The organism is Mesorhizobium sp. 113-3-3 (assembly GCF_016756495.1).
Classification (GTDB): domain Bacteria; phylum Pseudomonadota; class Alphaproteobacteria; order Rhizobiales; family Rhizobiaceae; genus Mesorhizobium.
The window spans coordinates 2,400,917-2,420,996 of sequence record NZ_AP023243.1; the positions used below are offsets into that span (position 1 = coordinate 2,400,917).

Below are 20,080 nucleotides of genomic sequence, written 5' to 3' on the forward strand. Positions count from 1 at the left end.
CGCCCTTCTACGCCCATTGACTCGTTTTGGGAGCCGGTGCAATCGGGTTGAAGTGCTTGGTTTTGGGGTGGCAAAGGCCACTTTTGGAGGCTTTTTCCATGAAGCGTCGAGATTTCTTGACGCTGTCGGCGGGTGCGGCGGCGTTCTCCATTCTTCCAGCCACGGTCAGGGCCAACGTGCCCGTGCCCTACGACCGCAACGCCGAAGTGCCGTTCAACGACAAAAAATCGTTCATCGACTGGATGGTGGCCAATCGCGGCGAGGATCCGAAGTTTTTGGCCGAGCGCTTCGATCGCTTCCAGATCATGGTCTACAACAAGGACGTGCTGGACGACCGCAACAAGCGCGCCTTCCTTTTGACGCCGCGTGAGGAATTCGTGCTGCCGCAGAATCTGGGGCGCGCCTATGACCATGCCTTTCTCGACATCGGCTATGGCGTGACGATTTCCGGTCCGCACCTCGTCGGGCGGATGACGACGGCCATCGACGTGCAATTCGGCGAGGCCGTGCTCGAGGTAGGCACCGGCTCCGGTTACCAGTCGGCCTATCTCGCCAACCTCACCGACAAGGTGCACACGATCGAGATCATCAATCCGCTGGCGCAGCGCACGCGGCGCACCTATGACGGGCTGGTCGAGCGAGGCTACAGCGAGTTCGGTTCGGTCACCAGCCGCAATGCCGACGGCTATTATGGCTGGGAGAGTGTCGGCCCATTCGACAAGATCATCGTCACCTGCGGCATCGACCACATTCCGCCGTCGCTGCTGCAGCAGCTGAAGCCCAATGGCGTCATGGTCATTCCGGTCGGCCCGCCTGGCGCGCAGCACGTGCTCAAGGTGACCAAGCAGCAGCTTGCCGACGGCACGTTCAACATCGTCCGCTCGGACATATACAATGGCAAGGTCGTACCGTTCGTGCCGTTCACCAAGCTGGAAGGCGACCAGATCGTCGGCACGCACAACAGCTGAGCATTGCGGCATCAAGGGACCTGAATGGCTGCCGTCGCATCGAATTCCCGCCCGACCATCCCGTCCCTCGAGGCGCCTCGGCTGGCGCATTACCTGGCGGTCGGGCTGATCGCCGGCGCCATCATCGCGCTGCAGATCGCGGTCATGCGGGTGTTCGCCGTTGGCAGCTGGTCGCATTTCGGTTCGCTGGTGGTCAGTCTCGCCATGCTCGGCTTCTCGCTGTCCAGCGTCGTCATCTTCGCCGGCAAGGGCTGGTTCGACCGCCACTGGCAAGGGGCCGCCACCGCGGCCCTGCTGCTGATCGGTCCGCTCGCCGTCGGCTCCAATCTCGTCGCCCAGACGGTGCCGTTCAATGCCATCTTCCTGGTATCCGACCCGGCGCAGAAATGGCGGCTGCTCGCCAATTTCTTGCTCTATCTCCTGCCGTTCCTGGCCGGCGCGTTCTTCCTCGGCATCGTCTTCCTGAAAAGCCGCACCGCCTTCGGCCGCGTCTATTTCGCCGACCTCACCGGCTCGGGGCTCGCCGGCCTCGTGGTGCTGGTGTCGCTCTACCTGTTCGCGCCGGAAACCATCATCGTCGTGCCGCTGCTGCTCTGGGCGGCCGGTTCGATCCTGTGGTTCTTCGCGTTCGGCGCCTGGAAGAGCGTTGTCGCCGGCGTGGTCGTGGCGGCGCTGTCGGTCGCCGGCTATCTCATGCTGCCCGTGCTTCTCGGCATCCCGGACATCGCCGTGTCGCAGTACAAGGGCGTCGCCTATGCCCGCAATTTTCCGGATGGCAAGCGCATCTACCGCAGCGTCTCGCCTTTCGGCGACCTGCAGGTCTATGCCAGCTCCTACATGCATTTCGCGCCGGGCCTGAGCGACAACGCCGCCTTCGGCATGCCCGAAGTGCCGGCCAACACCTATGTCGGCATGTACCGCGACGGCGACGGGCCGGAAGGCATCATGCGCAATCTGGCGCCGGCCGAGCAGGTCTATTTCCGCTATCTGCCGATGCACTATCCCTATGTCATCAAGGACAAGCCCAAAACCTTCGTGGTGCAGTTCGGCGGCGGCATCTCCACGCAGGCCGCGCTCAATGCCGGTTCGACCTCGGTGACCGTCGCCGAGAGCAACCCGATGACCTTGCGGGCATTCCGCGACCCGGTGCTGAAAGATGTCACCGGCGATATCCTGGCCGAGCCGCGGCTCAAGGTCATCGACTATGACGGGCGGCTGTTCCTCGCCAACACGAGCGAGCGCTACGACGTCATCGACCTCAGCCTCGCCGACAGTGTAGGCCTGTCCAATCCCGGCGGCTTCGCCATCTCGGAGAAATACGCCTACACGCGCGAAGCGATGCTGAGCTACATGCACGCGCTGGCCGATGGCGGCGTGCTGTCGATCACCTTGTGGAACAAGGAAGAGCCGCCGAAATCGGTGCTGAAGCTCTATTCGACCGTCGCCGAGGCGGCGAAGACCTTCGACAGCCAGGGTGCGGCCAACGACATCTTCGCCGTGTCGAGTTACCTCTCGACCACGACCGTGCTGTTCAAGAGCGGCGGCTTCACCGAGGCCGAAATCAAGACGCTGCGCGACTACACCAGGTCGATGTCCTGGGAAGAGGTCTACTATCCAGGAATGATTTATGACGGCTCGAGCGCGCAAAAGGTACTCGACGATTACCGCGCCTCGATCTTCGGCAGCGGACAGGACGCGACACTGGCGCAGCAGCCGGCCGCCGATGCGACCGCGCCCGCCGACCCGACCGCTCCGGTCAACCCGGATTGCGATCCGACGGCGCCCGCCGATCCGACGCTCGACGCCTGCGCAGGCACCGTCGGCGATGCCGGCCCGCAAGTGTTGCCGGCAACGGAACTGCAGCGCATGGCCTGGCACGCGCTGTTGACCGGCGGTTGGGAGAAACTTGCCGGCGACTATGTCTTCGATGCGCGGGCGCTGAGCAACGACCAGCCCTATTTCGCCGCCTATGTGAAGGTCGCCGACCTGCCGCGCACGCTGGACAGGCTCGACCTGTTCCAGGACGATTGGGGCTATCTGTTGATCTGGGCGACGCTCGGCATCGCCTGCGTCACGGCGGCGTCGCTGGTGCTGCTGCCTGTGATCTTCGGCTGGCGCATCGTGTTCTCGCGCTCGCGCGGCAAGCTCGGCACCATCCTCTATTTCGCCTGTCTCGGCCTCGGCTACATCATGGTCGAGGTCGGGCTGATCAGCCGCTTCACCGTGGCGCTGGCCAACCCGACCGTGTCGGCCTCGGTGCTGATCTCATCGATGCTGGTGTTTTCCGGGCTCGGCAGCCTGTTTGCCGAGCGCATCTTCGACCGCGCCAGAACGCTGCTGCCGGTTGTCCTGCTGGCGGTCTGCGGGCTGCTGCTCGCCTATGGCTTCACTCTGACGCCAGTGTTGGACCGGATCGGCGCCTATCCCTATGTGGCGCGGCTGCTGCTCTGCTTCCTCTTGGTGTCGCCGCCGGCTTTCCTGATGGGCATGCCGATGGCCACCGCCATGACCTGGCTGGCGCGGCTCGGCAAGGAGCATCTGTTCGTGTGGGCCTGGGGCATCAATGGCTGTTTCTCGGTGATCGGTTCGGCCGCCGTGCCGATCGTCGCCACCAGCTTTGGCTTGAGCGCCGTGCTGCAATGGGCGGCGATCGCCTATCTCATCGCCATCCCGGCCTTCTTTGCCGTGCTGTTGCCGTCAAAGGCGACTGATATGCGGCTGGTGGCTGCCTGATGCCGGACCGCCGCGCCATCGTTGCCGGATTGCTGGCCACGGCGATGTTTCCGGCGGCGAGTTTGGGGGCGCGCTTGCGCAAGGCCATCTCGACCATCGTGCCGTTCAAGGCATCGCCCTTTCCCTATCGCGGCAAGCTGCCCGACGGCTCGGCGCCGTTTCTCGACGTGACGGCGGCGGACGGAAGGCGCGGCCACACCTCGCCGCGTGGCGGCATCTACTGGGAAGACGAGACCTATTCCGACCGCTCGACGCTGCTGGCGGTGTCGAAAGGGTTCGATCCGGCCAAGCCGGCGGTCGTCGTGGTGTTCTTTCATGGCAATGGCGCGACCTTGCAGCGCGATGTCGTCGGCCGCCAGCGGGTCGTTGCGCAGGTCGAGGCGTCGGGCCTCAACGCCGTGCTGGTGGCGCCGCAATTTGCCAGCAATGCGCAGGATTCCAGCGCCGGCAATTTCTGGACACCGGGCTATTTTGCCGAATTCATGGCCGAGGCGGCGCAAGGCCTGGCCAGGCTGACTGGCGCCAAGGCGGCAGAGTTCGACGCCATGCCCGTGGTGCTGGTCGCCTATAGCGGCGGCTACAATCCAACCGCTTTCGTGCTCAGGAATGGCGATATCGACGCCCGCCTGCTCGGCGTCATCCTGCTCGACGCCGTGTTCGATGAGGCCGACATTTTCGCGGGCTGGATCGCACAGCACAGGACGCGTTTCTTCGTCAGCGCCTATGGCAAATCCTCGGCCTCCGGCAATGCCGAGATCAGGCAGTTGCTGGCGGGCCAGGGCATCGACGCCAGTTCCGATCCGCCCCGTCGCCTCGAAGCCGGCACCATCGCCTTGCTTGCGTCCGATGCCGCGCATGACACGTTCGTCACGCGGGCCTTCGTGGGCAATCCGCTGCAGTGGCTGCTTGGCAGGCTGCACGGTTTTTCGCGATAAGACCTGCGCAATTCAAGCCGGCAGGGCACCGTCGATGCCGGTGCCGGCCGCGGCCTCGAGTGCCGCCGCCACCGCGGCGGCGCGGCGTGCCTTCGGGCCATGTTCGGGCCAGACGATGCGGCGCTTGATGGTCAGTGCCGGCACGTCGCGCGCGATCTCGACGAGATGGCCCGCGTCGAGATGGCGGCGCAACACCAGTTCGCTGGCCAGCAGCGCGCCCATGCCGGCGATCGCCGCTTGCGCCGCGACGATGGTCAATCCGAAGCGCGGTCCCTGGTCGATGTGCGGCCTTTGCCGTCCCGCTGCGGTGAACCAGTCCCGCCATGTGGGGTAGACATCGTCGCCCATCATCGGGTCGATATGCAGCAGCGGCAACCTGTCCAGCATTTCGGCCCTGTCCGGGCCGGCATGGCGTTCGACCAGCGCCGGCGCGCAGGCGGGAATGACCCGTTCGGTGAAGAGGTCGAGCGCTGCGATGTCCGATGCCGATCCCTTGCGGTAGCTGATGGCGAGGTCGACACCTTCCTCCGCCATGGCATCGAGCCCGACGGAAGCGACGATGCGGACCTCGAGCCGCCCGAGAGCCGGCCGCACCAGGGCGAGGCGCGGCGCCAGCCACAACGAGGCGAAGGACGGATCGGCCGAGATGGTGAAGGTCTCGGCCTGCCGTTCGAAGCGCAGCCGGCGTATGCCGGAGGCGAGCGCATCGAAGCCGCGATCGATGTCGGGCAATGCCGCCTCGGCGGCACGGGTGAGCACGATGCCATTGCCCTCGCGGCGCACCAGTTTGACGCCGAGCCGCTCTTCCAACTGCCGGATCTGGTGACCGATGGCGCCGGGCGTGACGCCCAACTCTTCGGCAGCGCGAGTCAGGCTGCCGGCCCTGGCGGCGGCCACCAGTGCCCGCAATCCGGAAAGCGGCAAGTCCCTCAGCATCGTCATGTTTTGAATCTACCTCAAAACTATGGGAAGGGAACTCGTTTGAACATGGGCTTTTCGCTCTCTAGCCTGGTGGAAGAAATTCAACCGCAGGGGACACCAGATGCTCGACACGCCAAAGCAAGCAAGCCAGCAAAGACACGCCGTCGCACCCATCCGCGCCATGCGCGCGGAAGGCGCACGCGTCGCTGTCGAGCTGGTGGACGGCCGCTCGGCAAAACTTTCGACGCGCTGGCTGCGGCTGGCCTGCGAATGCGGTGAATGCGGCGACACCGCCTCGGGCAAAAGGTGGCTGACGCCGGCCGATGTCGACAAGGCCATCCATGCCGAGAGTTTTGACCTCTCCACATCAGGGCAAGTCACCGCCATCTGGCAGGATGGGCATGTCTCGCGCTATGACGCGGCCTTCCTCACCAGTCATGCCGGCGGCTCAGGTCCGGTCCGGTTCCAGCCGCTTCTATGGCACAGCGATCTTGCCGGGCGGCTCGGCCGCTTCGCCTTCGATGCCGTGGTCGCGGATGACGAAGCGCTGTTCCAGTCGCTCAGGGCTTTACGGGATCACGGCATCGCCATGCTGACCGGCGTGCCGGCCGAAATGGAAGCAACAGTGCGGGTCGCCGGCCGCTACGGGCCGATCCGCGAGACCAGCTACGGCAAGGTGTTCGACCTGATCTCGCGGCCGGATGCGCGCGTGGCGGGCGAGACGGCGCGGGCGCAGATCCCGCATACGGATGAGCCGTTCCGCTATTCCCCGCCGGGCTTCATCTTCTTTCACGCCATCCGCACCGGTGCTGGCACTGGCGGCACGTCGCTGATGGTCGACGGCTTTCATGTCGCCGAGCTGATGCGGGCGCGCACGCCGGAGCTGTTCGAGCTGCTGACGCGGCACGGCGTCACCTTCCACCGCGAACATGAAGGCGAGGTGTTCTTCAGCGCCGAGGCGCATGTCATCAGCCTCGACGCGGCGTGCGCCGTCACCGGCATCCGCTACAATGACCGGTGCCTGGCGCTGCAATGGGCGCCCCTGGACCGGATCGACGGCCTGATCGAGGCGCTGGCCGAACTGACGCGGCTGATCTGCGACCCGCAAAACCAGTTCCAGCACCAGTTGCAGCCGGGCGAAGTGCTGGTCTTCGACAACCAGCGCGTCCTGCACGGCCGCAGCGCCTTCGACCCGACGCTCGCCGTGCGCCATCTCAGAAGCTGCAACATCGACCGCGACGGCGTGCACAGCGCGTTTCGGACGCTGGCGCGGCGGTTTGCGCCTGATGAGGCGGAGCAGGTGCTGTACCAGGGTGCGATTTTCTAAGGTGTATTGATATTCAGGTGATGCCGGCCTGCAAACGGCGGCTTCCTGCGCTTCCGGTGCTCACGTACCCAAAAGTACGCTCCGCTCCGGTTCTCGGAAGCCACCGTTTTCGGCTCGGCCTGACCTGAATCTCAACACGCCTTGCAGCGCACCCCCCTCGACTTGAGATGCCTCTCTCTCAGTTAAACCACAGCGCAAATGTCAAGAACCCGCCACCGCCGAACTCACGCTGGATCTGGTCGAAATCCTCGCTGGTCAGGATCCTGCCGCTTTCGAGATAGGGCGCGATTCCAGGGCCGGTGATCGACAGCACGAGGTCGAAAGTCTTCGGCTCGTCGAAGAAGCGCTTCATGTTGATGCCTTTGCCGGTGATGCGGAAATGCGGCAGCAGCGCGCGGCCTTCGAGCAGATCCTCGGCCATGCTCAAGGTGGCGAGCCAGGCCTGCACCTGCTCCTCGCCGACTTCGAGGCCGGTCAGCGGGTTCTCGCCCTTCTGCTGCGGGCCGGGCAGCCATTCGCGGTCATTGTCGGTCTCGGCGCGGATCGCCTTCCAGTCCTCGCGCGACAGCCGGATCATTTCGAGCAATTCCTGGCGCGCCGCCTTGCGGCGCTCCGGTTCGACCACCGGCCAGTTGATCATGTGCACCATCGAGATGAAATCGGCGATGCGCCATTCCGAGGAGAAGATGCTCGAGCCCATCTCGCTGGGCGGCGGCACGAGAATGTCCTGCAGCGGCAGCTTCGCGCGCGGGAACAGCATGTGGAACGAGCCGTCGAAGGTACTTCTGAAATCATGCGCCAGCCAGAAATCGGCCTGCGCCATCAGGAATTCGGCATAGCCCTGCAGCCAGTAGCCGTCGGCGCGGTCGAAGCGGAAGGTGAGCGCGGGTGCGGTATCGCCCTGTGAGATGCTGCCGCGCGACAGCGCGGCCATGATCGCCGCCATGCTTTCGTCCGGCGCGATGGCGCCGTCCTCGTTGAGGTCGATGCCGACATGGGTGAGGTCGATGACCATGCCGATATCGGCATCGGCCGGCACCGAGCCCAGTGTCGCGGCGGATTTCGCCAACCTGTCGCGGAAGGCGACCAAGATGGCGCGGAACTCTTCGTAGGTCAGCGGCTCGGGGTTGGGATTGGACGGCACCGGCAGCTGCATCAGCGGCAGCATGAAGGATTGCGGGCTTTCGAAACCGTGGCGATGCAGGCCGCTGGCCAGCAGCTCAAGTGCGGTGAAGAACTCGCCGGCGCCGGCGGCATAGGCCGATGCCGGATCTTTCGGCGCGGCGGCCTCGAGCGTCGACAGCGCGCTGTCGCGCGCGGTCACGGTCTTGGCCTCGAAAAGCGCGGTTGCCGCTTCTGGCACGGCTGCACTGGCCGAAGACCAGGGCAGAAGCACAATGAAAGCGGATGCCAGCAGGCCTGCTATTCGTGTCATCTTTTCCCCTCCCAAGCATTTGTCGCCGACAATCATACACAGATTTGGGACTATTTGAGGCATCGCGCCTGTCAGCGGCGACGCGCTGTCCGCATCGTTGATTGCCGACGGCTTCAACCAGCCCACCAGACAGTCTAAACAAGGCAAACGATTGGGCATTGCGTGTCGAACTATCCGCTTTCCTACAAACTGTCCTGGCTGCCGCGTTTCCTGAAGCCGTCGCTTGGCGGTGACGGCAAGGGTTTTGCGCCGATGGCGGGGACGCTGATGGCGACGCCGCCGATGCGAACGGTGCGGCTTGCCTTCATCGGTGACATCTCGGCGGTGGCCAACCGCCGTGCGCCGGACTGTGATCCGGCGATCAAGGCGATGCTTGGCTCTGCCGATCTGGTGATCGGCAATTGCGAAAGCCCTGTCGTGGACAGGCCGAGCGCGGTGCTCGGCACGAAGCTCGGCACGCATCATGCGATGAGCGAGCGGTTTCTGGCCGAGGCGCTGGCGGCGGTCGGTCTCGCGCACGAAAAACTCGTGCTGTCGCTGGCCAACAATCATGTCCTCGACCAGGGCGTCGCCGGTTTCGACGAGACGGTGGCGGCGTTGCAGCGGCTCGGCATCCGCAGCATCGGCCTTGCCGCCGATGGCCCGGTGCAGCCGGTCAAGGTCGGGCTGCTGGATGTCGGGTTTGCGGCCTTCACGCTATGGCGCAATGCCGATGAAGACCTGTTTGCCGGGCGTGTGTCGATGGGCAGCGATCTGGCCGGCTGGCCGCGCGGCTTCGACCTTCTCTGCGCCGTGCCGCATTGGGACTGGGAGTTCCGCCACTTTCCGCGCGCCGGAACGCGGGCATTGGCCAGGCACCTGGCCGGGCAGGGCGTCGGGCTGATCGCCGGCCATCACGCTCATGTCGTGCAACCGGTGGAGCGGATCGGCGAGACTGTCGTCGCCTATGGGCTCGGCGATTTCCTCGGCACTGCGCTCGCCCGCCAGCCATGGCCGGGGCGCATTGGCGGGGTTTTCGTTGTGGATGTCAGTGTGGATGAGGGGACGCATGGTGTGATTGCGGCTTACCGGATGCATCCGTTTGTGCGGCTGCGGGGCAGGGATCATGAGCGGCTGGTGTCGGTGGCGCACCTTGAGGATGCGATGAGGGGGAAGGTTGAAAGACGGCTGAGAGCAATCTTTCCTTAGAGCTTCAAGCGACAAGACTATCCTACAAGCGTCGCGCTGCCCCTCATCGCCCTGCCGGGCACTTCTCCCCGTATAGTGACGGGGAGAAGGACGCGGTCATCGATGGTTTCGCCAATTGCCAGCGTTGCAAATGAAGCGCCGCCGGCACGGCTATACTCCCTTCTCCCCGTCACTATACGGGGAGAAGGTGCCGGCAGGCGGATGAGGGGCGGCGCCGGCGTTCTTCTGAGAGGCACGGTCTCGCTGTCTTGCAGTCGATACATCCAAGAAATGCAGCTATCATGCGACAATATTGGCAGGGGGGGTGGCGGTGGAAACAGCGGATTTCATGCCCAGCGAGGCGGTCATCGCCGGCATCCGGAAAAACATCGAGGCCTATGAGGCCGCGCGGGCTTCGGCGGTGCGGCAGGTGCGCTGGCGGGTACCGCTGTTCGTCGGCCTGGTGCTGGTGGCCGTGGTGGTGATCGCCTGGCTATTCAACAAGGTCGCCGATCCCCATGAGCAATGGTTCTCGACGCCGCATGTGTTCCTCTATTTCATCGGCTTTGCCGCTTCGGTCCTGCTCTATTTCCAGGCCATGAAGCCGGCGACGCGGCTGCAGCAATCGTTCCGCGACACGCTGCTGCCGATCATCTTCGGCTTCATCAGGGATGTGCGCTACCAGCATGGCGGCAGGCCGAACTCGTTCGACCGGCTGCCGCGCGAGGCGGTCGGGCCCTTCAACCGGCAAGCCTTCGACGATGTCGTTTCCGGAAGCTACGAAGGGTTTCCGTTCGAGCTCTACGAAGCCGAACTGCGCGAAGGCACCGGCAAGGGCTCATCGACGGCCTTCAAGGGCGTCATCGTCGCCTTCGAGGCCGTCGAACCTTTTCCGGGAATCCTGGTGGCGACGCGGCGGACCAATGCGGTCGTCGGATTCTTCCGCAGTCTGTTCGGGTCCAAGCTGCAGGAGTTGTCGTCGGGTGAGCCGTTCCTCGATGCGGCCTATGAATTTCGCACCGACAATGTCGAGGCGGCGCGGCCGCTGGTGACCGGCAGGCTGGCGCAGGCGCTGAAATGGCTGGGCGAAACCTGGCCGGACGATCCGGCCCGCGTCGCGCTTAATGGCGGCGACGGTTTCCTGATGCTGCCGCAGGCGAAGAATTTCTTCGAGCTGCCGGAGATATCGGTGCCGCTCGATTACACCAGGCATGTCGCGCCGATGATATCAGACATGGGCGCCATGCTGGCGACAGCCGCACTGGTGCGCAAGATCGGCGCGAAGGACGAAGCCGGTTAGGCGACCGCCACGATCAGCAATCAAAACCGTATTTGCCGCGCATATAGTCGGCTTCTTCCTTCGGCATTCTCTTGAACATGACGCAGACGGTGAAGCTGCCGACCTGCCGCCCGTCTCGGGTGTAGCCCCAATCGGAGACATCGTTCCTGGTGAATTCGATATTCTGGCCGAGGACGACATTGCGAACTTCCTCCGGCTGGTTCGCCAATATGCCGACAAAGCCGGTCTCGGTGCGGCGGAACGGGATGACCCAGAAGTGCTCGGTGACGTTGCCGTCGCGCACCTTGACCTTCAGCTTGAACCGTTCGGTGCCGGCGGGAGGCGCTTCGGCCAGGGCCAGGAATTCATCCAGGCCGGTCAGCGCCTGCGTGGTCGCTGCCGTCATTTCAGGATCGCCCGGAGCAAAGGTAACCGTCTTGTCATCGCTGGGATCAGCGCCTTGCGCGCCGGCCCATCCCGGTGCAAGCGCCAGCATCAGGGATATGATGGTTCGGACTGCCAGTTTCATGATGGCCCCCCTCGTCGCAGCGGTTGGAATGATCCTGCATCCATTTCGATTTTGCAACCACAGCGCGAGTTTCCTTGCCTTTTTGTCATGGCGGTTGAGCTGATCCATGAAACAAAACTTGTATCAATGGAAGATCGGCAGGCTGTTGCGTGATGCGATCCGGGGTGGATTGTGGCGGCTGCGTGATGGCCGCGAAGCGCCCGCCGCATTCGGCTAAACGATTCTTTTCGTGGGTGAACGGCGCGCGTCGAGACAAACGATATGACTGGAAATCGCGTCAGCCGCAAGCAATGTGTCAGAATTAAGCCTATGATTTCCTTTGCGAAAAGTCACTCAACGTGATTTGCGGCCAGCAGGCTTCAGGGCCAGTGTCGGCTCGTTCGGTGCTGTCGCTGCTCAACGCGGCGGCCCGGAAAAGTGAAACAGCACGGAGTGCTATCGATGAAGAAGACCCTCGCAACCACCGCCGCTTTGCTCGCCTTCCTCGGTACGGCCTATGCCGCGTCCGTTCAGGGCACCATCCAGGCGGTCGATCCGACGACCAAGTCGATTACGCTCGACGACGGCAAGATCTACCAGCTGTCGCCGGACGCGAAGATCGGCAAACTGAAGGTCGGCGCCAAGGTGGCGGTAACCGTCGATGACAAGACCGGCATGGTGACGTCGATCAAGAAGGCTTCGTAGACACGAGCATCATGCGTCGGCAGATATGCTGACCTGATTTTCAAGACCCTGTTCCAATCCTGGCCGGTCCCCTCGGGGATCGGCCATTTTCCTGCTCCCGGTTAGCAGTCACCCTGAGGCGGTGGAACGTAGCGCCGAGGGCGCCCCTATGGTTTTTGCCAAAGAGCCGCGCTATCCCTTGGCCAACGGGGGATCTGCATGGCTGACGAACGGAAGGGGTTTCGCCTGTCGCGCCGGCTGGTGCTCGGCGCGGCCGTGGTCGGCGGCGCGGTGTTGTGGGGCAGCACCACAATGGCGCGGCTGGCGCGCGGGCCTTCAGGGCCGAAGAATGCCGGACGCATCGCCGACATCGATGGCATTGCCCTGCCGCTGAAGCCGATTGCCACTCCGCCGGCCTTTGACCCTTCGCTGCCCTGGTCGGCCAAAGGCGGCGACATCAACGATGCCAGCGGCTTGTCGCGGACGCCGGTCTATGGCGTGGTCGAGGTCAGCGAGGAGGACCATATCGCCAGGGCGTTGGCCTTCGCCCGCGCCAACGGGTTGAAAGTGTCGCTGGCGGCCATCCGCCATTCGATGGGCGGCCATGCCTTCGACGACAATGCGCTGGTGCTCGATCTCAAGAAATTCAACAAGGTCAGCGTCGACGCTACGGCCAGGACCATGACGCTGCAGCCCGGCGCGCGCTGGCATGACATCCAGAACATGTTGCATCCGCGCTTTGCGGTGAAAGCGATGCAGTCGACCGACATCTTCTCCGTAGGCGGCTCGCTGTCGGTCAACGCGCATGGCATGGACCACCAGGCGGGTTCGGTTGCCGGCTCGATCCGCTCGATGCGGGTGATGCTGGCCGACGGGTCGGTGACGACCTGCTCGGGTACGGAGAACAGCGAGCTGTTCCGCCACGTCGTCGGCGGTTACGGCCTGTTCGGCGTGGTGCTGGAGGCAACGCTCGACATCGTCGACAACGCCGTTTACCGCACCTCGCGCGAGATCATCAAATCGGACGATTTCCCAAAATTCTTCGCCGAGGTGCTGGAGCCGAACAAGGATATCGGCCTGTTCTACGGCCATCTGTCGACGGCGCCGGGCAATTTCCTCGAGGACATGATCGTCTACCGCTACGACAAGGTGGCCGAACAGCCGCCGGCCGACCAGCCTGATATCGGCGAGCCGGGCTCGGTCGGGCTGAAGCGGGTGATCATCAACCTGGCGAAATGGGGCAGCCTGTTCCAGGAGCTGAAGTGGTTCACCGAAAAGACGCTGGAGCCGAAATTCGAGAGCTGCACGGTGGCGCGCACGACGGCGATGGCGCAAGGCGAGGCCTGCCTCGTCACCCGCAACAACCCGATGCACGATTCGGTGCCGTATCTGTTCAACGACCTCATGGACGAGACAGACATACTGCACGAATATTTTATTCCACGCGGTGCGTATAATCCATTCATCACGGAGGCTCGCGAGATCCTGCGCAACCAGTCGCTGCCGGTGCTCAATGCCTCGGTGCGCATCGTCCACAAGGAGGATGTGGCGCTGACCTACGCGCCGGAGCCGGCCTATTCGCTGGTGCTCTACATCAACCAGCCGACCGATGCCGACGGCAATGCGAGGATGCGGGCGCTGACACGGGCGCTGATCGACGTGACGATCAAGCATGGCGGGCGCTTCTTCCTGCCCTACCAGCTGCATTATACGGCCAAGGAGTTGCTGGCCTCCTATCCTGAGCTGCCGGCCTTCCTGGCGGCGAAACGGCACTATGACCCGACGGAACTGTTTTCCTCGACCTTCTACCGTGCCATCAAGGCGCTGAGCGGGGTTGCGTAGGAAGTAGTTCCAGGAAAAGTGTGAAGCGGTTTTCCGTCCGGAACTGCTCAGGAATAGAGCAGGAGAACAAATCGATGCGGATGGTATCGGCGGCGGCCCTCACACTCATTGCGCTGTGCGCTGGACCGGCTGCGGCCGAGGACCTCAAGGCGTTCAAATTGACCATCGACGGCGTGGCGGTCGATATCGATCCCGGTGATAGCACGACCATTACGCTGCCCGGCGGCAAGCAGAGCAAGGTCACGCTCGAGCGCAACGACTTCGCCACCTTCTCCGGCGACAGCTTCTCCTTCGTCCATCCGAGCGGCATTTCGGTGACCAAGACCGATCTCGGCGAGAGCATCAGGCAATATCTGATGGCTTCGGCGCTCGGCACGATCGTCGTCGTGCAGGAATATGGCAAGATGAACCCGGTGTCGCTCAACCAGCTTATGCTGCAGGAGATGACCAGGGAATCGGTGCAGGCCGGAGCGGAACTGACGCAGCAGCCGACGACGCGCAAGCTCGCCGACGGCAAGGAACTGACCGGCATTCGCGCCGAGGTGAAGACGCGCACCGAGACCGCGTATTTCGAGATCGTCGGCTATGGTCTCGCCGATCAGGGACTGTTGTTCGTCACGCGCGTCGGCAGCGGGGACCTGGCCACCGAGCAGCCGCTGATCGACAAGTTCTGGGAGAGCCTGAAGCTCAAGATGTAAGAGGACTACAGTCCCGTCGGCATCAGGCCAGCCAGCCAGTTCACGGAGCGTTTGGCCGCATCGGCGGTCGCGGAAGCCGCGCGGCCAAGGTCGGTCTTGACCACGGCATAGCCGTTCTTGGTGCGGTAGAGCACGCCGGTCCCGCCGTCGACCACCTGTTCGTAGGCGACGGGCCGGGCGGCGTCCGCGTCGACGGTCGTCGTCGGCGAGCCGACAGGCACGCTCGGCCGATGGCTCAGTTCCGGCGGCAGCGGGCTTTGCGTCCGCACGACCCTGCTGGCGGGGTTCAGTTCCGGGCGGGATGCGGTGGCGGCCAGCTGCGAGGAGGATGACGAACCCTTGGTGCGGCAGATGCCGGACACCAGCGGATAGTTGAAATTGCGCTGGTGCAGAATCTGGCTTTTCATCGCGGCTTCGCATTCGGCGATGGTCGACCACTTGGCCGGCGTCTCGCCGATATATTCGCACAGCTTTGCGTCGCAGTCGCAGCCGACAATGGTCATGGCGACAAGGGCGGTCTTGATCACGGTCTTGTCCCTTCGAGATGCCCCCCGGCAGCCCATTCAGGTGCATGTCGCCCGTCAGGCAACATGCACCACTCCATCGCGCGCGAACAAGGCGGGATTTGGCCGCGATTGTGGAATGAGCATGGCGGTGCGCCTGATCTTTGCCGGGCGTGGCCGAAAGGCCTCAATAGTCGTAGACGTGTTCGAGCCTGGCGCCTGCCTTCATCAGTGAGGGCAGCACCAGATGCAGCTTGCGTACGGCAACGACCATGCCGGTGCGGCGCGTCGAAGGATCGGCCGGCAGCGGATAGCTGAACAGGATGTGCATGCCTTCGGGAACGGCGATCGAGTCGGTCGACAGCATGGTCACCATGATCTCGTCATTGCCGCCGATCTCGACGAAGGAGACGCCCTTGTCGATCAGCCGTGGGATCATGTCGGTGAAGACCTGATAGCGCCTGGTGACGAAGACTGTGCCATCGGCGCCCATGTCGCGTTCCAGCAAAGTGTCGGGCTCGTTGCGGGTGGCTTCGCCGACCGGGCCCTTGGCCCAGACATGGACGTCGAGGAAGGCCGGGTCGGAGGTCGCGGCGAGCGCCTTTTTGATCAGGTCGGCATAGCCCTGCTTGATGGTGTCGGCGAGACCGAAGGCGAGCTTGCGTTCGCTGGTGCGGACGGAGCTGTCTCCCGGCGCCGGCTGGACGGCAAACAGGCCGGCGCGTTTTTCGGCATAGGGGAACTGATACCACGGCACTTGGTCCAGAAATCCTGCGTACTCGGCCGCCACCTTGGCCTGATAGATGTCGGCGGCGGTGCGCTTGGCCGATGTCGCCTCGGTGACGCGGCCGACCGTGTTTTCATAGGCCCATTGCAAGATGTGCTCGATCGAGTGGCTGGTGCCGATGATGACCAGCATCTGGTGGTTGGCATAGTTGAACTTGTAGGGGGAACTGGCGCGGATCACCGTGGCGTAATCCTGCCAGAAGCGGCCGACATAGGACCAGTAGGGAAAGCCGCTCGGCTGGTCCTTGGCGACGAAGCCGGCATATTCGCGCGCGGCGTAGACGATCGCCCATTCGGGGTAGGTGAGGAAGGTCGATTCCTCCGGTCTTTGGTAGCCGGGAATTTCGGCGCGGACCTTGTCGGCCAGCGCCTTGGGCGGGGCGCCATCGGCAATGCCGGGCAGCGGCGTCTTGTCGAGCGACGGCGTCGTCAGGAAGCCGTAGCTCAGCCCGACGACCGGGATGAGGATGATGATGACGATCAGCCAGACGATCGTCTTGATGAGGCGCTTCAGCCAGCGGAACAGGAACATGGCCGGTCAGGCCGTGGCGAAGTGGTCGTGTATGCGCTTCGACAGCCAGAAGCCGACATAGACGGCGAAGCCGCCAATGACGAGATGCGGCAGGTTGGCGAAGAAGCGGGTGGGGAACTCGATGTCGTTGAGGGAGCGGAAACCGTTGATGAAGATGCCGGCATCGAGGCAGCCGGAGCCGGTTACCAGCCCGAGCACGCCGTCGAACAGGTAGACCGAGCCGAACAGCTTGAAATAGAACACCGCCTGGCGGTGCGAGATAAAGGCGGCGGCCAGCGCCCAGACGCCGGAGAAGGCGTGCAGCAGGTCGTCGTACCATTGCAGCGAGAACAGCCCGAACAGATTGCCGTTGGCATCGTTGAACGCCGGTATGTAACCGATGGCGACCACGGCGAAGAACAGGAAAGCGTAGGCAACGGCCAGCTTCTGGATGAGCGTCATGAAGTATCCCCCTTCAAGAAGTCCATTCGCTAACGCACCCCGCCGGTCGCCTGACGCGGGTTTCTGCGCTTCCGATGCTCACGGACCCAAATGTCCGCTGCGCTTCGGTTCTCGAAACCCACGCCATGCACCTCGGCAGAGCGCGTTATCAAACGGACTCCGACGTCGAACGTTAGCTGATTTTGCCGCCGGTTGCAGCCCCAAGCGGAAACACCGTAAAAATTGTGCGGGATGGAGAAACGACAGTCGGCGCCGGGATTTCTCCCAGCGCCTCCCTGTCAGATCAGGACACGGTCGCGGCAGCAACTTCCGCAAAGTCGTCGCGCCATGCCGGCCTTGATTTTGACGGTCCTGCCAGCCACCACCCCAAGGCAGTGTCCGTTCCAGACCACGCTGGTCTTGGCCCTTGCGGGCTTTGCCCTGCGTGCCATCGAAGGTTTTTGCCGTCCTTCATGGCAGCATCGGTCCGCCGTCGGCGTTGGCACGCTTTCCGCGGCCCCGTATGTCTCGGCTACCGTCCCTCGAAACAGGCAAGCCTGCTCTCGCTCCGGGCCGTACGGGCCTCAGGAAATCCGCCTTTCACTTTCGCCTTTCGGCTTGGCGATCAGTGGCCGCCTGAGATGGGTTTAACGTACGCCGGGTAAGGGCTTTCGGGAATGGCCAGAGGCCTGTGGATAGCGGGATTATCGGGGACCGTTTGGCGAGTGAAGGCACGGCCCACGATGTTGAGCCTTGAGACAGAAGCTGCCGAGCGGTGATCCAAATTTCTATCGCGGGACCGGCGCCATCACGTTTTCGAAGTCATCACCTTCTGAACGATCTTCCAGGTTCCGTTGACCTTCAGGCATGACAGGAGGTCCGTGAAGTGGCGTGGCGGTACCCGCAACCTCACCTTCAGGAGCGCGAGGTCTCTTTCGACGTCAAGTGACAGGATTTCGTCGTCACGCTCCGCGCCTTGCAGTTTTGGAGCCTTTGCGTTGCGGACGGCTGCCAGCCACATCGCAATTGGCGTCACGCCCACGTCGCCGTCGTCGGCGACCTTCGTCACAGAGCTCGAGGGATGAAATATGGATGCAAATTTCTCGGCATCCATTTCATAGGCGGCGTCAAAATAGGTCTCCGCCAAGGTGCGCAAAGCGCGAAAATCGGTATCCATAGTCACCTCGTTGTTACGTCCGACCATTCCATGCACGCCGTGATCACGTGGCGAGCACCAGGCAAGCCGGAGACGTCTCGACTTTCTTTCGATCAAACCTAGGACAAAGGGACTTATGAGGATAGCTATGCTGCCCGGGATGGAGTCATGAGCGAGAATCATAAATGGGAAATGAGCTGAATGAACTCGCGACGTTTGCGGTCGTCGCCGATGAGCGGAGCTTTACACGTGCTGCCGCGAAGCTGGGCATCTCGCAATCCGCGCTGAGCCACACGATCCGGAAACTTGAGCAGCGCCTCGAACTCAAGCTTCTTGCCCGTACGACCAAGAGTGTAGCGCCAACCGCCGCGGGCGCGGCTCTTTTGCAGGACCTGTCTCCAGCGCTTGAGCAGATTACGCGTGCGCTGGACAAAGCCCGAAGTGTCCAGCGCCGACCTGCCGGACGCCTTAGAATCGTAATGTCGCGGTCGGCCGCGGTGATGGTGTTGTTGCCGAGGCTCACGGCATTCGCCGAGGCTTACCCCGACATCGTTCTCGACGTGGTCACCGTCACTGGTCCCGTAGACATCGTCGCGGGCGAATTCGATGCGGGTATTCAACTCGGCGAGTACATCCAAAAGGATATGATTGCGGTGCGCGTCACGCGGGACCTGCGTTTGGCGGTGGTGGGATCGCCCGGCTATTTTGCGTCACGAAGCATCCCTCAAAAGCCCAAGGATCTGAATGATCATCGATGTCTGAACCTGCGTCTCCCGAGCGGTCCGTACCGGTGGCAGTTCGAGCAGGGACGCAAGACGGCTACAGTCGGTGTGAACGGCCCGCTGATAATCGACGATACCAATTTGGTGATTCAGGCGGCGCTCACCGGAGCCGGCCTTGGGCTCGCCTATGAAGAACAGGTTGCCGAGCATATCGCCGAGCACCGCCTCATCCGGGTGCTGGAGAACTGGACGCCGCCTATTCCCGGCTTCTTCATGTATTACCCCAGCCGCCAGCATCAGCCCGCTGCATTGACTGCGCTGGTAAGCGCGCTGCGATGCTGAAAGGGCGGTAGGCGGCGACCGGTATTTCGACGTTCGGACCGACACCGCCCCTTGCCCAGCCGGCGGGCGCGGGCTTCAATGCCGGCAAACGAACGGACATGGGTCCGGCGCCGGGGAGGGCGAGTAATTGAAAGTCGGGGTGGTTCTCAATCCGATAGCCGGTGGCGGCCGGCTGAAACGGCATTGGCCTGAAGTCGCAGCCTCACTGAAAAAACACTTCGGCGATTTCGAACTGCGCGAGACGCAGGCCGAGGGCGACGCCGAACGGTTGGCCATCGACCTCGCGGCCAGTGGTTTCGATCTGGTGATCGCCGCCGGCGGCGATGGCACCGCGAGCGAAGTGGCAGATGGGCTGCTGCAGGCATTCCAAGAGAGTGGCAGGACGACCGAGCTTGGCCTGCTTCCTTGCGGCACCGGCATCGATTTCGCGCGCGGGCTCGGCCTGCCGAAAGCGGTGGATGCGACCCTGAAGCGGATCGCCGGGGCAGAGGGACGCAAGGTCGATGCCGGCCGCATCTGCTACATCGACGACCATGGCGCTCTGGCCAGCCGCCACTTCATCAACATCGCCAGCCTTGGCCTGTCGGGCGCCACCGACCGCGCCGTCAACGCCGACAAACGCAAGGGCAAGATGTCGGCCAAGGCGCTGTTCCTGTGGCGCACCGTGGTCGAGTTCATCCGCTACCGCTTCCAGGACGTGCGGATCACCGTCGACGACGGCGCACCGGTCGAGGCGCGCATGGCGCTGGTGGCGGTGGCCAACGGCAAGTTCTTCGGCGGCGGCATGATGATCGCGCCCGACGCCGAACTGACCGACGGAGAGTTCGACATCGTCATCCTGCGAGCGGCGGGCAAGCTGAAGCTGATCTGGGACATCCGCCTGCTCTATGGCGGCCGGCACCGCAACCATCCGGCAATCACCATCCTGCGCGGCAAGAAAGTGGTTGTCGAACCGCTCGGCGATGTGGAAAGGAACGGCGCGCTGGTCGACATTGACGGTGAGTCGCCCGGACGCATACCGGCAACCTTCGAGATCCTGCCCGGCGCGCTGACGCTCAGATATTGAATCAAGGCGTTGCCAGATTGATTCAAGTCGTTCCGAAACTGAATCCGGCTATCGAT

Annotated in this window: 18 protein-coding genes; 11 read left to right on the forward strand and 7 right to left on the reverse strand. The window is 63.4% G+C overall.

The window, feature by feature from the left end; genetic code table 11:
- The first annotated feature begins 98 nt into the window (after nucleotides 1-98).
- From JG746_RS11650 to JG746_RS11660, 3 genes are read left to right on the forward strand one after another with little or no spacing between them, the layout of a single operon-like run.
- Nucleotides 99-968 (forward strand): protein-L-isoaspartate O-methyltransferase family protein, encoded by an 870-nt coding sequence (locus tag JG746_RS11650; protein WP_202358257.1) that lies wholly within the window; start codon nucleotides 99-101, stop codon nucleotides 966-968.
- A gap of 24 nt (nucleotides 969-992) precedes the next feature.
- On the forward strand, nucleotides 993-3,701 hold the full coding sequence (locus tag JG746_RS11655) for a hypothetical protein (protein WP_202358258.1): 2,709 nt from the start codon (nucleotides 993-995) through the stop codon (nucleotides 3,699-3,701).
- Nucleotides 3,701-4,636 carry a hypothetical protein gene (locus JG746_RS11660; protein WP_202358259.1) on the forward strand — a complete coding sequence of 312 codons (936 nt, stop codon included), beginning with the start codon at nucleotides 3,701-3,703 and terminating at the stop codon, nucleotides 4,634-4,636. The genes JG746_RS11655 and JG746_RS11660 overlap by 1 nt, the downstream gene beginning before the upstream one ends.
- A gap of 12 nt (nucleotides 4,637-4,648) precedes the next feature.
- Here JG746_RS11660 and JG746_RS11665 read toward each other — a convergent pair whose 3' ends face one another.
- Nucleotides 4,649-5,578, reverse strand: coding sequence for a LysR substrate-binding domain-containing protein (locus JG746_RS11665; protein WP_202358260.1), 930 nt, complete (start codon nucleotides 5,576-5,578; stop codon nucleotides 4,649-4,651).
- 100 nt (nucleotides 5,579-5,678) lie between these two features.
- On the opposite strand from JG746_RS11665, the gene JG746_RS11670 reads away from it, so the two are divergent.
- Nucleotides 5,679-6,884, forward strand: a complete 1,206-nt coding sequence (locus tag JG746_RS11670) for a clavaminate synthase family protein (RefSeq protein ID WP_202358261.1) — start codon at nucleotides 5,679-5,681, stop codon at nucleotides 6,882-6,884.
- Between the two features lie 178 nt (nucleotides 6,885-7,062).
- On the opposite strand, the gene JG746_RS11675 is transcribed toward JG746_RS11670, so the two are convergent.
- Nucleotides 7,063-8,319: a hypothetical protein gene (locus tag JG746_RS11675; RefSeq protein WP_202358262.1), complete on the reverse strand. Its 1,257-nt coding sequence runs from the start codon at nucleotides 8,317-8,319 to the stop codon at nucleotides 7,063-7,065.
- A 162-nt stretch (nucleotides 8,320-8,481) separates the two neighbouring features.
- Between JG746_RS11675 and JG746_RS11680 the strand changes: the two genes are divergently transcribed.
- Entirely contained in the window at nucleotides 8,482-9,507 is a 1,026-nt protein-coding gene (locus JG746_RS11680) for a CapA family protein (protein WP_202358263.1), read from the forward strand.
- Between the two features lie 310 nt (nucleotides 9,508-9,817).
- Complete coding sequence (locus JG746_RS11685) at nucleotides 9,818-10,786, forward strand: hypothetical protein (protein WP_244730750.1); 969 nt, start codon at nucleotides 9,818-9,820, stop codon at nucleotides 10,784-10,786.
- A gap of 13 nt (nucleotides 10,787-10,799) precedes the next feature.
- On the opposite strand, the gene JG746_RS11690 is transcribed toward JG746_RS11685, so the two are convergent.
- Nucleotides 10,800-11,294, reverse strand: a complete 495-nt coding sequence (locus tag JG746_RS11690) for a YegJ family protein (RefSeq protein WP_202358264.1) — start codon at nucleotides 11,292-11,294, stop codon at nucleotides 10,800-10,802.
- Between the two features lie 441 nt (nucleotides 11,295-11,735).
- Between JG746_RS11690 and JG746_RS11695 the strand changes: the two genes are divergently transcribed.
- The 3 genes from JG746_RS11695 to JG746_RS11705 all read left to right on the forward strand — a co-directional run bounded on the left by JG746_RS11695 (nucleotide 11,736) and on the right by JG746_RS11705 (nucleotide 14,497).
- Nucleotides 11,736-11,978, forward strand: a complete 243-nt coding sequence (locus JG746_RS11695; protein ID WP_027055085.1) for a DUF1344 domain-containing protein — start codon at nucleotides 11,736-11,738, stop codon at nucleotides 11,976-11,978.
- Nucleotides 11,979-12,176: 198 nt separating this feature from the next.
- Entirely contained in the window at nucleotides 12,177-13,799 is a 1,623-nt protein-coding gene (locus JG746_RS11700; protein ID WP_202358265.1) for an FAD-binding oxidoreductase, read from the forward strand.
- Nucleotides 13,800-13,873: 74 nt separating this feature from the next.
- Nucleotides 13,874-14,497 carry a hypothetical protein gene (locus JG746_RS11705; protein ID WP_202358266.1) on the forward strand — a complete coding sequence of 208 codons (624 nt, stop codon included), beginning with the start codon at nucleotides 13,874-13,876 and terminating at the stop codon, nucleotides 14,495-14,497.
- A gap of 5 nt (nucleotides 14,498-14,502) precedes the next feature.
- Here the strand turns inward: JG746_RS11705 and JG746_RS11710 are convergent, their stop codons facing one another.
- The 4 genes from JG746_RS11710 to JG746_RS11725 all read right to left on the reverse strand — a co-directional run bounded on the left by JG746_RS11710 (nucleotide 14,503) and on the right by JG746_RS11725 (nucleotide 17,915).
- Nucleotides 14,503-15,024, reverse strand: coding sequence for a hypothetical protein (locus tag JG746_RS11710; RefSeq protein ID WP_202358267.1), 522 nt, complete (start codon nucleotides 15,022-15,024; stop codon nucleotides 14,503-14,505).
- 163 nt (nucleotides 15,025-15,187) lie between these two features.
- Nucleotides 15,188-16,318 carry a hypothetical protein gene (locus tag JG746_RS11715; protein ID WP_202358268.1) on the reverse strand — a complete coding sequence of 377 codons (1,131 nt, stop codon included), beginning with the start codon at nucleotides 16,316-16,318 and terminating at the stop codon, nucleotides 15,188-15,190.
- 6 nt (nucleotides 16,319-16,324) lie between these two features.
- On the reverse strand, nucleotides 16,325-16,759 hold the full coding sequence (locus JG746_RS11720; protein WP_095773570.1) for a DUF4383 domain-containing protein: 435 nt from the start codon (nucleotides 16,757-16,759) through the stop codon (nucleotides 16,325-16,327).
- Nucleotides 16,760-17,546: 787 nt separating this feature from the next.
- Complete coding sequence (locus JG746_RS11725) at nucleotides 17,547-17,915, reverse strand: nuclear transport factor 2 family protein (protein ID WP_202358269.1); 369 nt, start codon at nucleotides 17,913-17,915, stop codon at nucleotides 17,547-17,549.
- Nucleotides 17,916-18,079: 164 nt separating this feature from the next.
- Here JG746_RS11725 and JG746_RS11730 point away from each other — a divergent pair, with 164 nt between their 5' ends.
- Both JG746_RS11730 and JG746_RS11735 read left to right on the forward strand, forming a co-directional pair.
- Nucleotides 18,080-18,958, forward strand: coding sequence for a LysR family transcriptional regulator (locus JG746_RS11730; RefSeq protein WP_202358270.1), 879 nt, complete (start codon nucleotides 18,080-18,082; stop codon nucleotides 18,956-18,958).
- A gap of 127 nt (nucleotides 18,959-19,085) precedes the next feature.
- The gene (locus JG746_RS11735; RefSeq protein ID WP_202358271.1) at nucleotides 19,086-20,024 is read left to right on the forward strand and encodes a diacylglycerol/lipid kinase family protein; all 939 of its coding nucleotides are present in this window, start codon (nucleotides 19,086-19,088) and stop codon (nucleotides 20,022-20,024) included.
- Nucleotides 20,025-20,080: the final 56 nt, after the last annotated feature.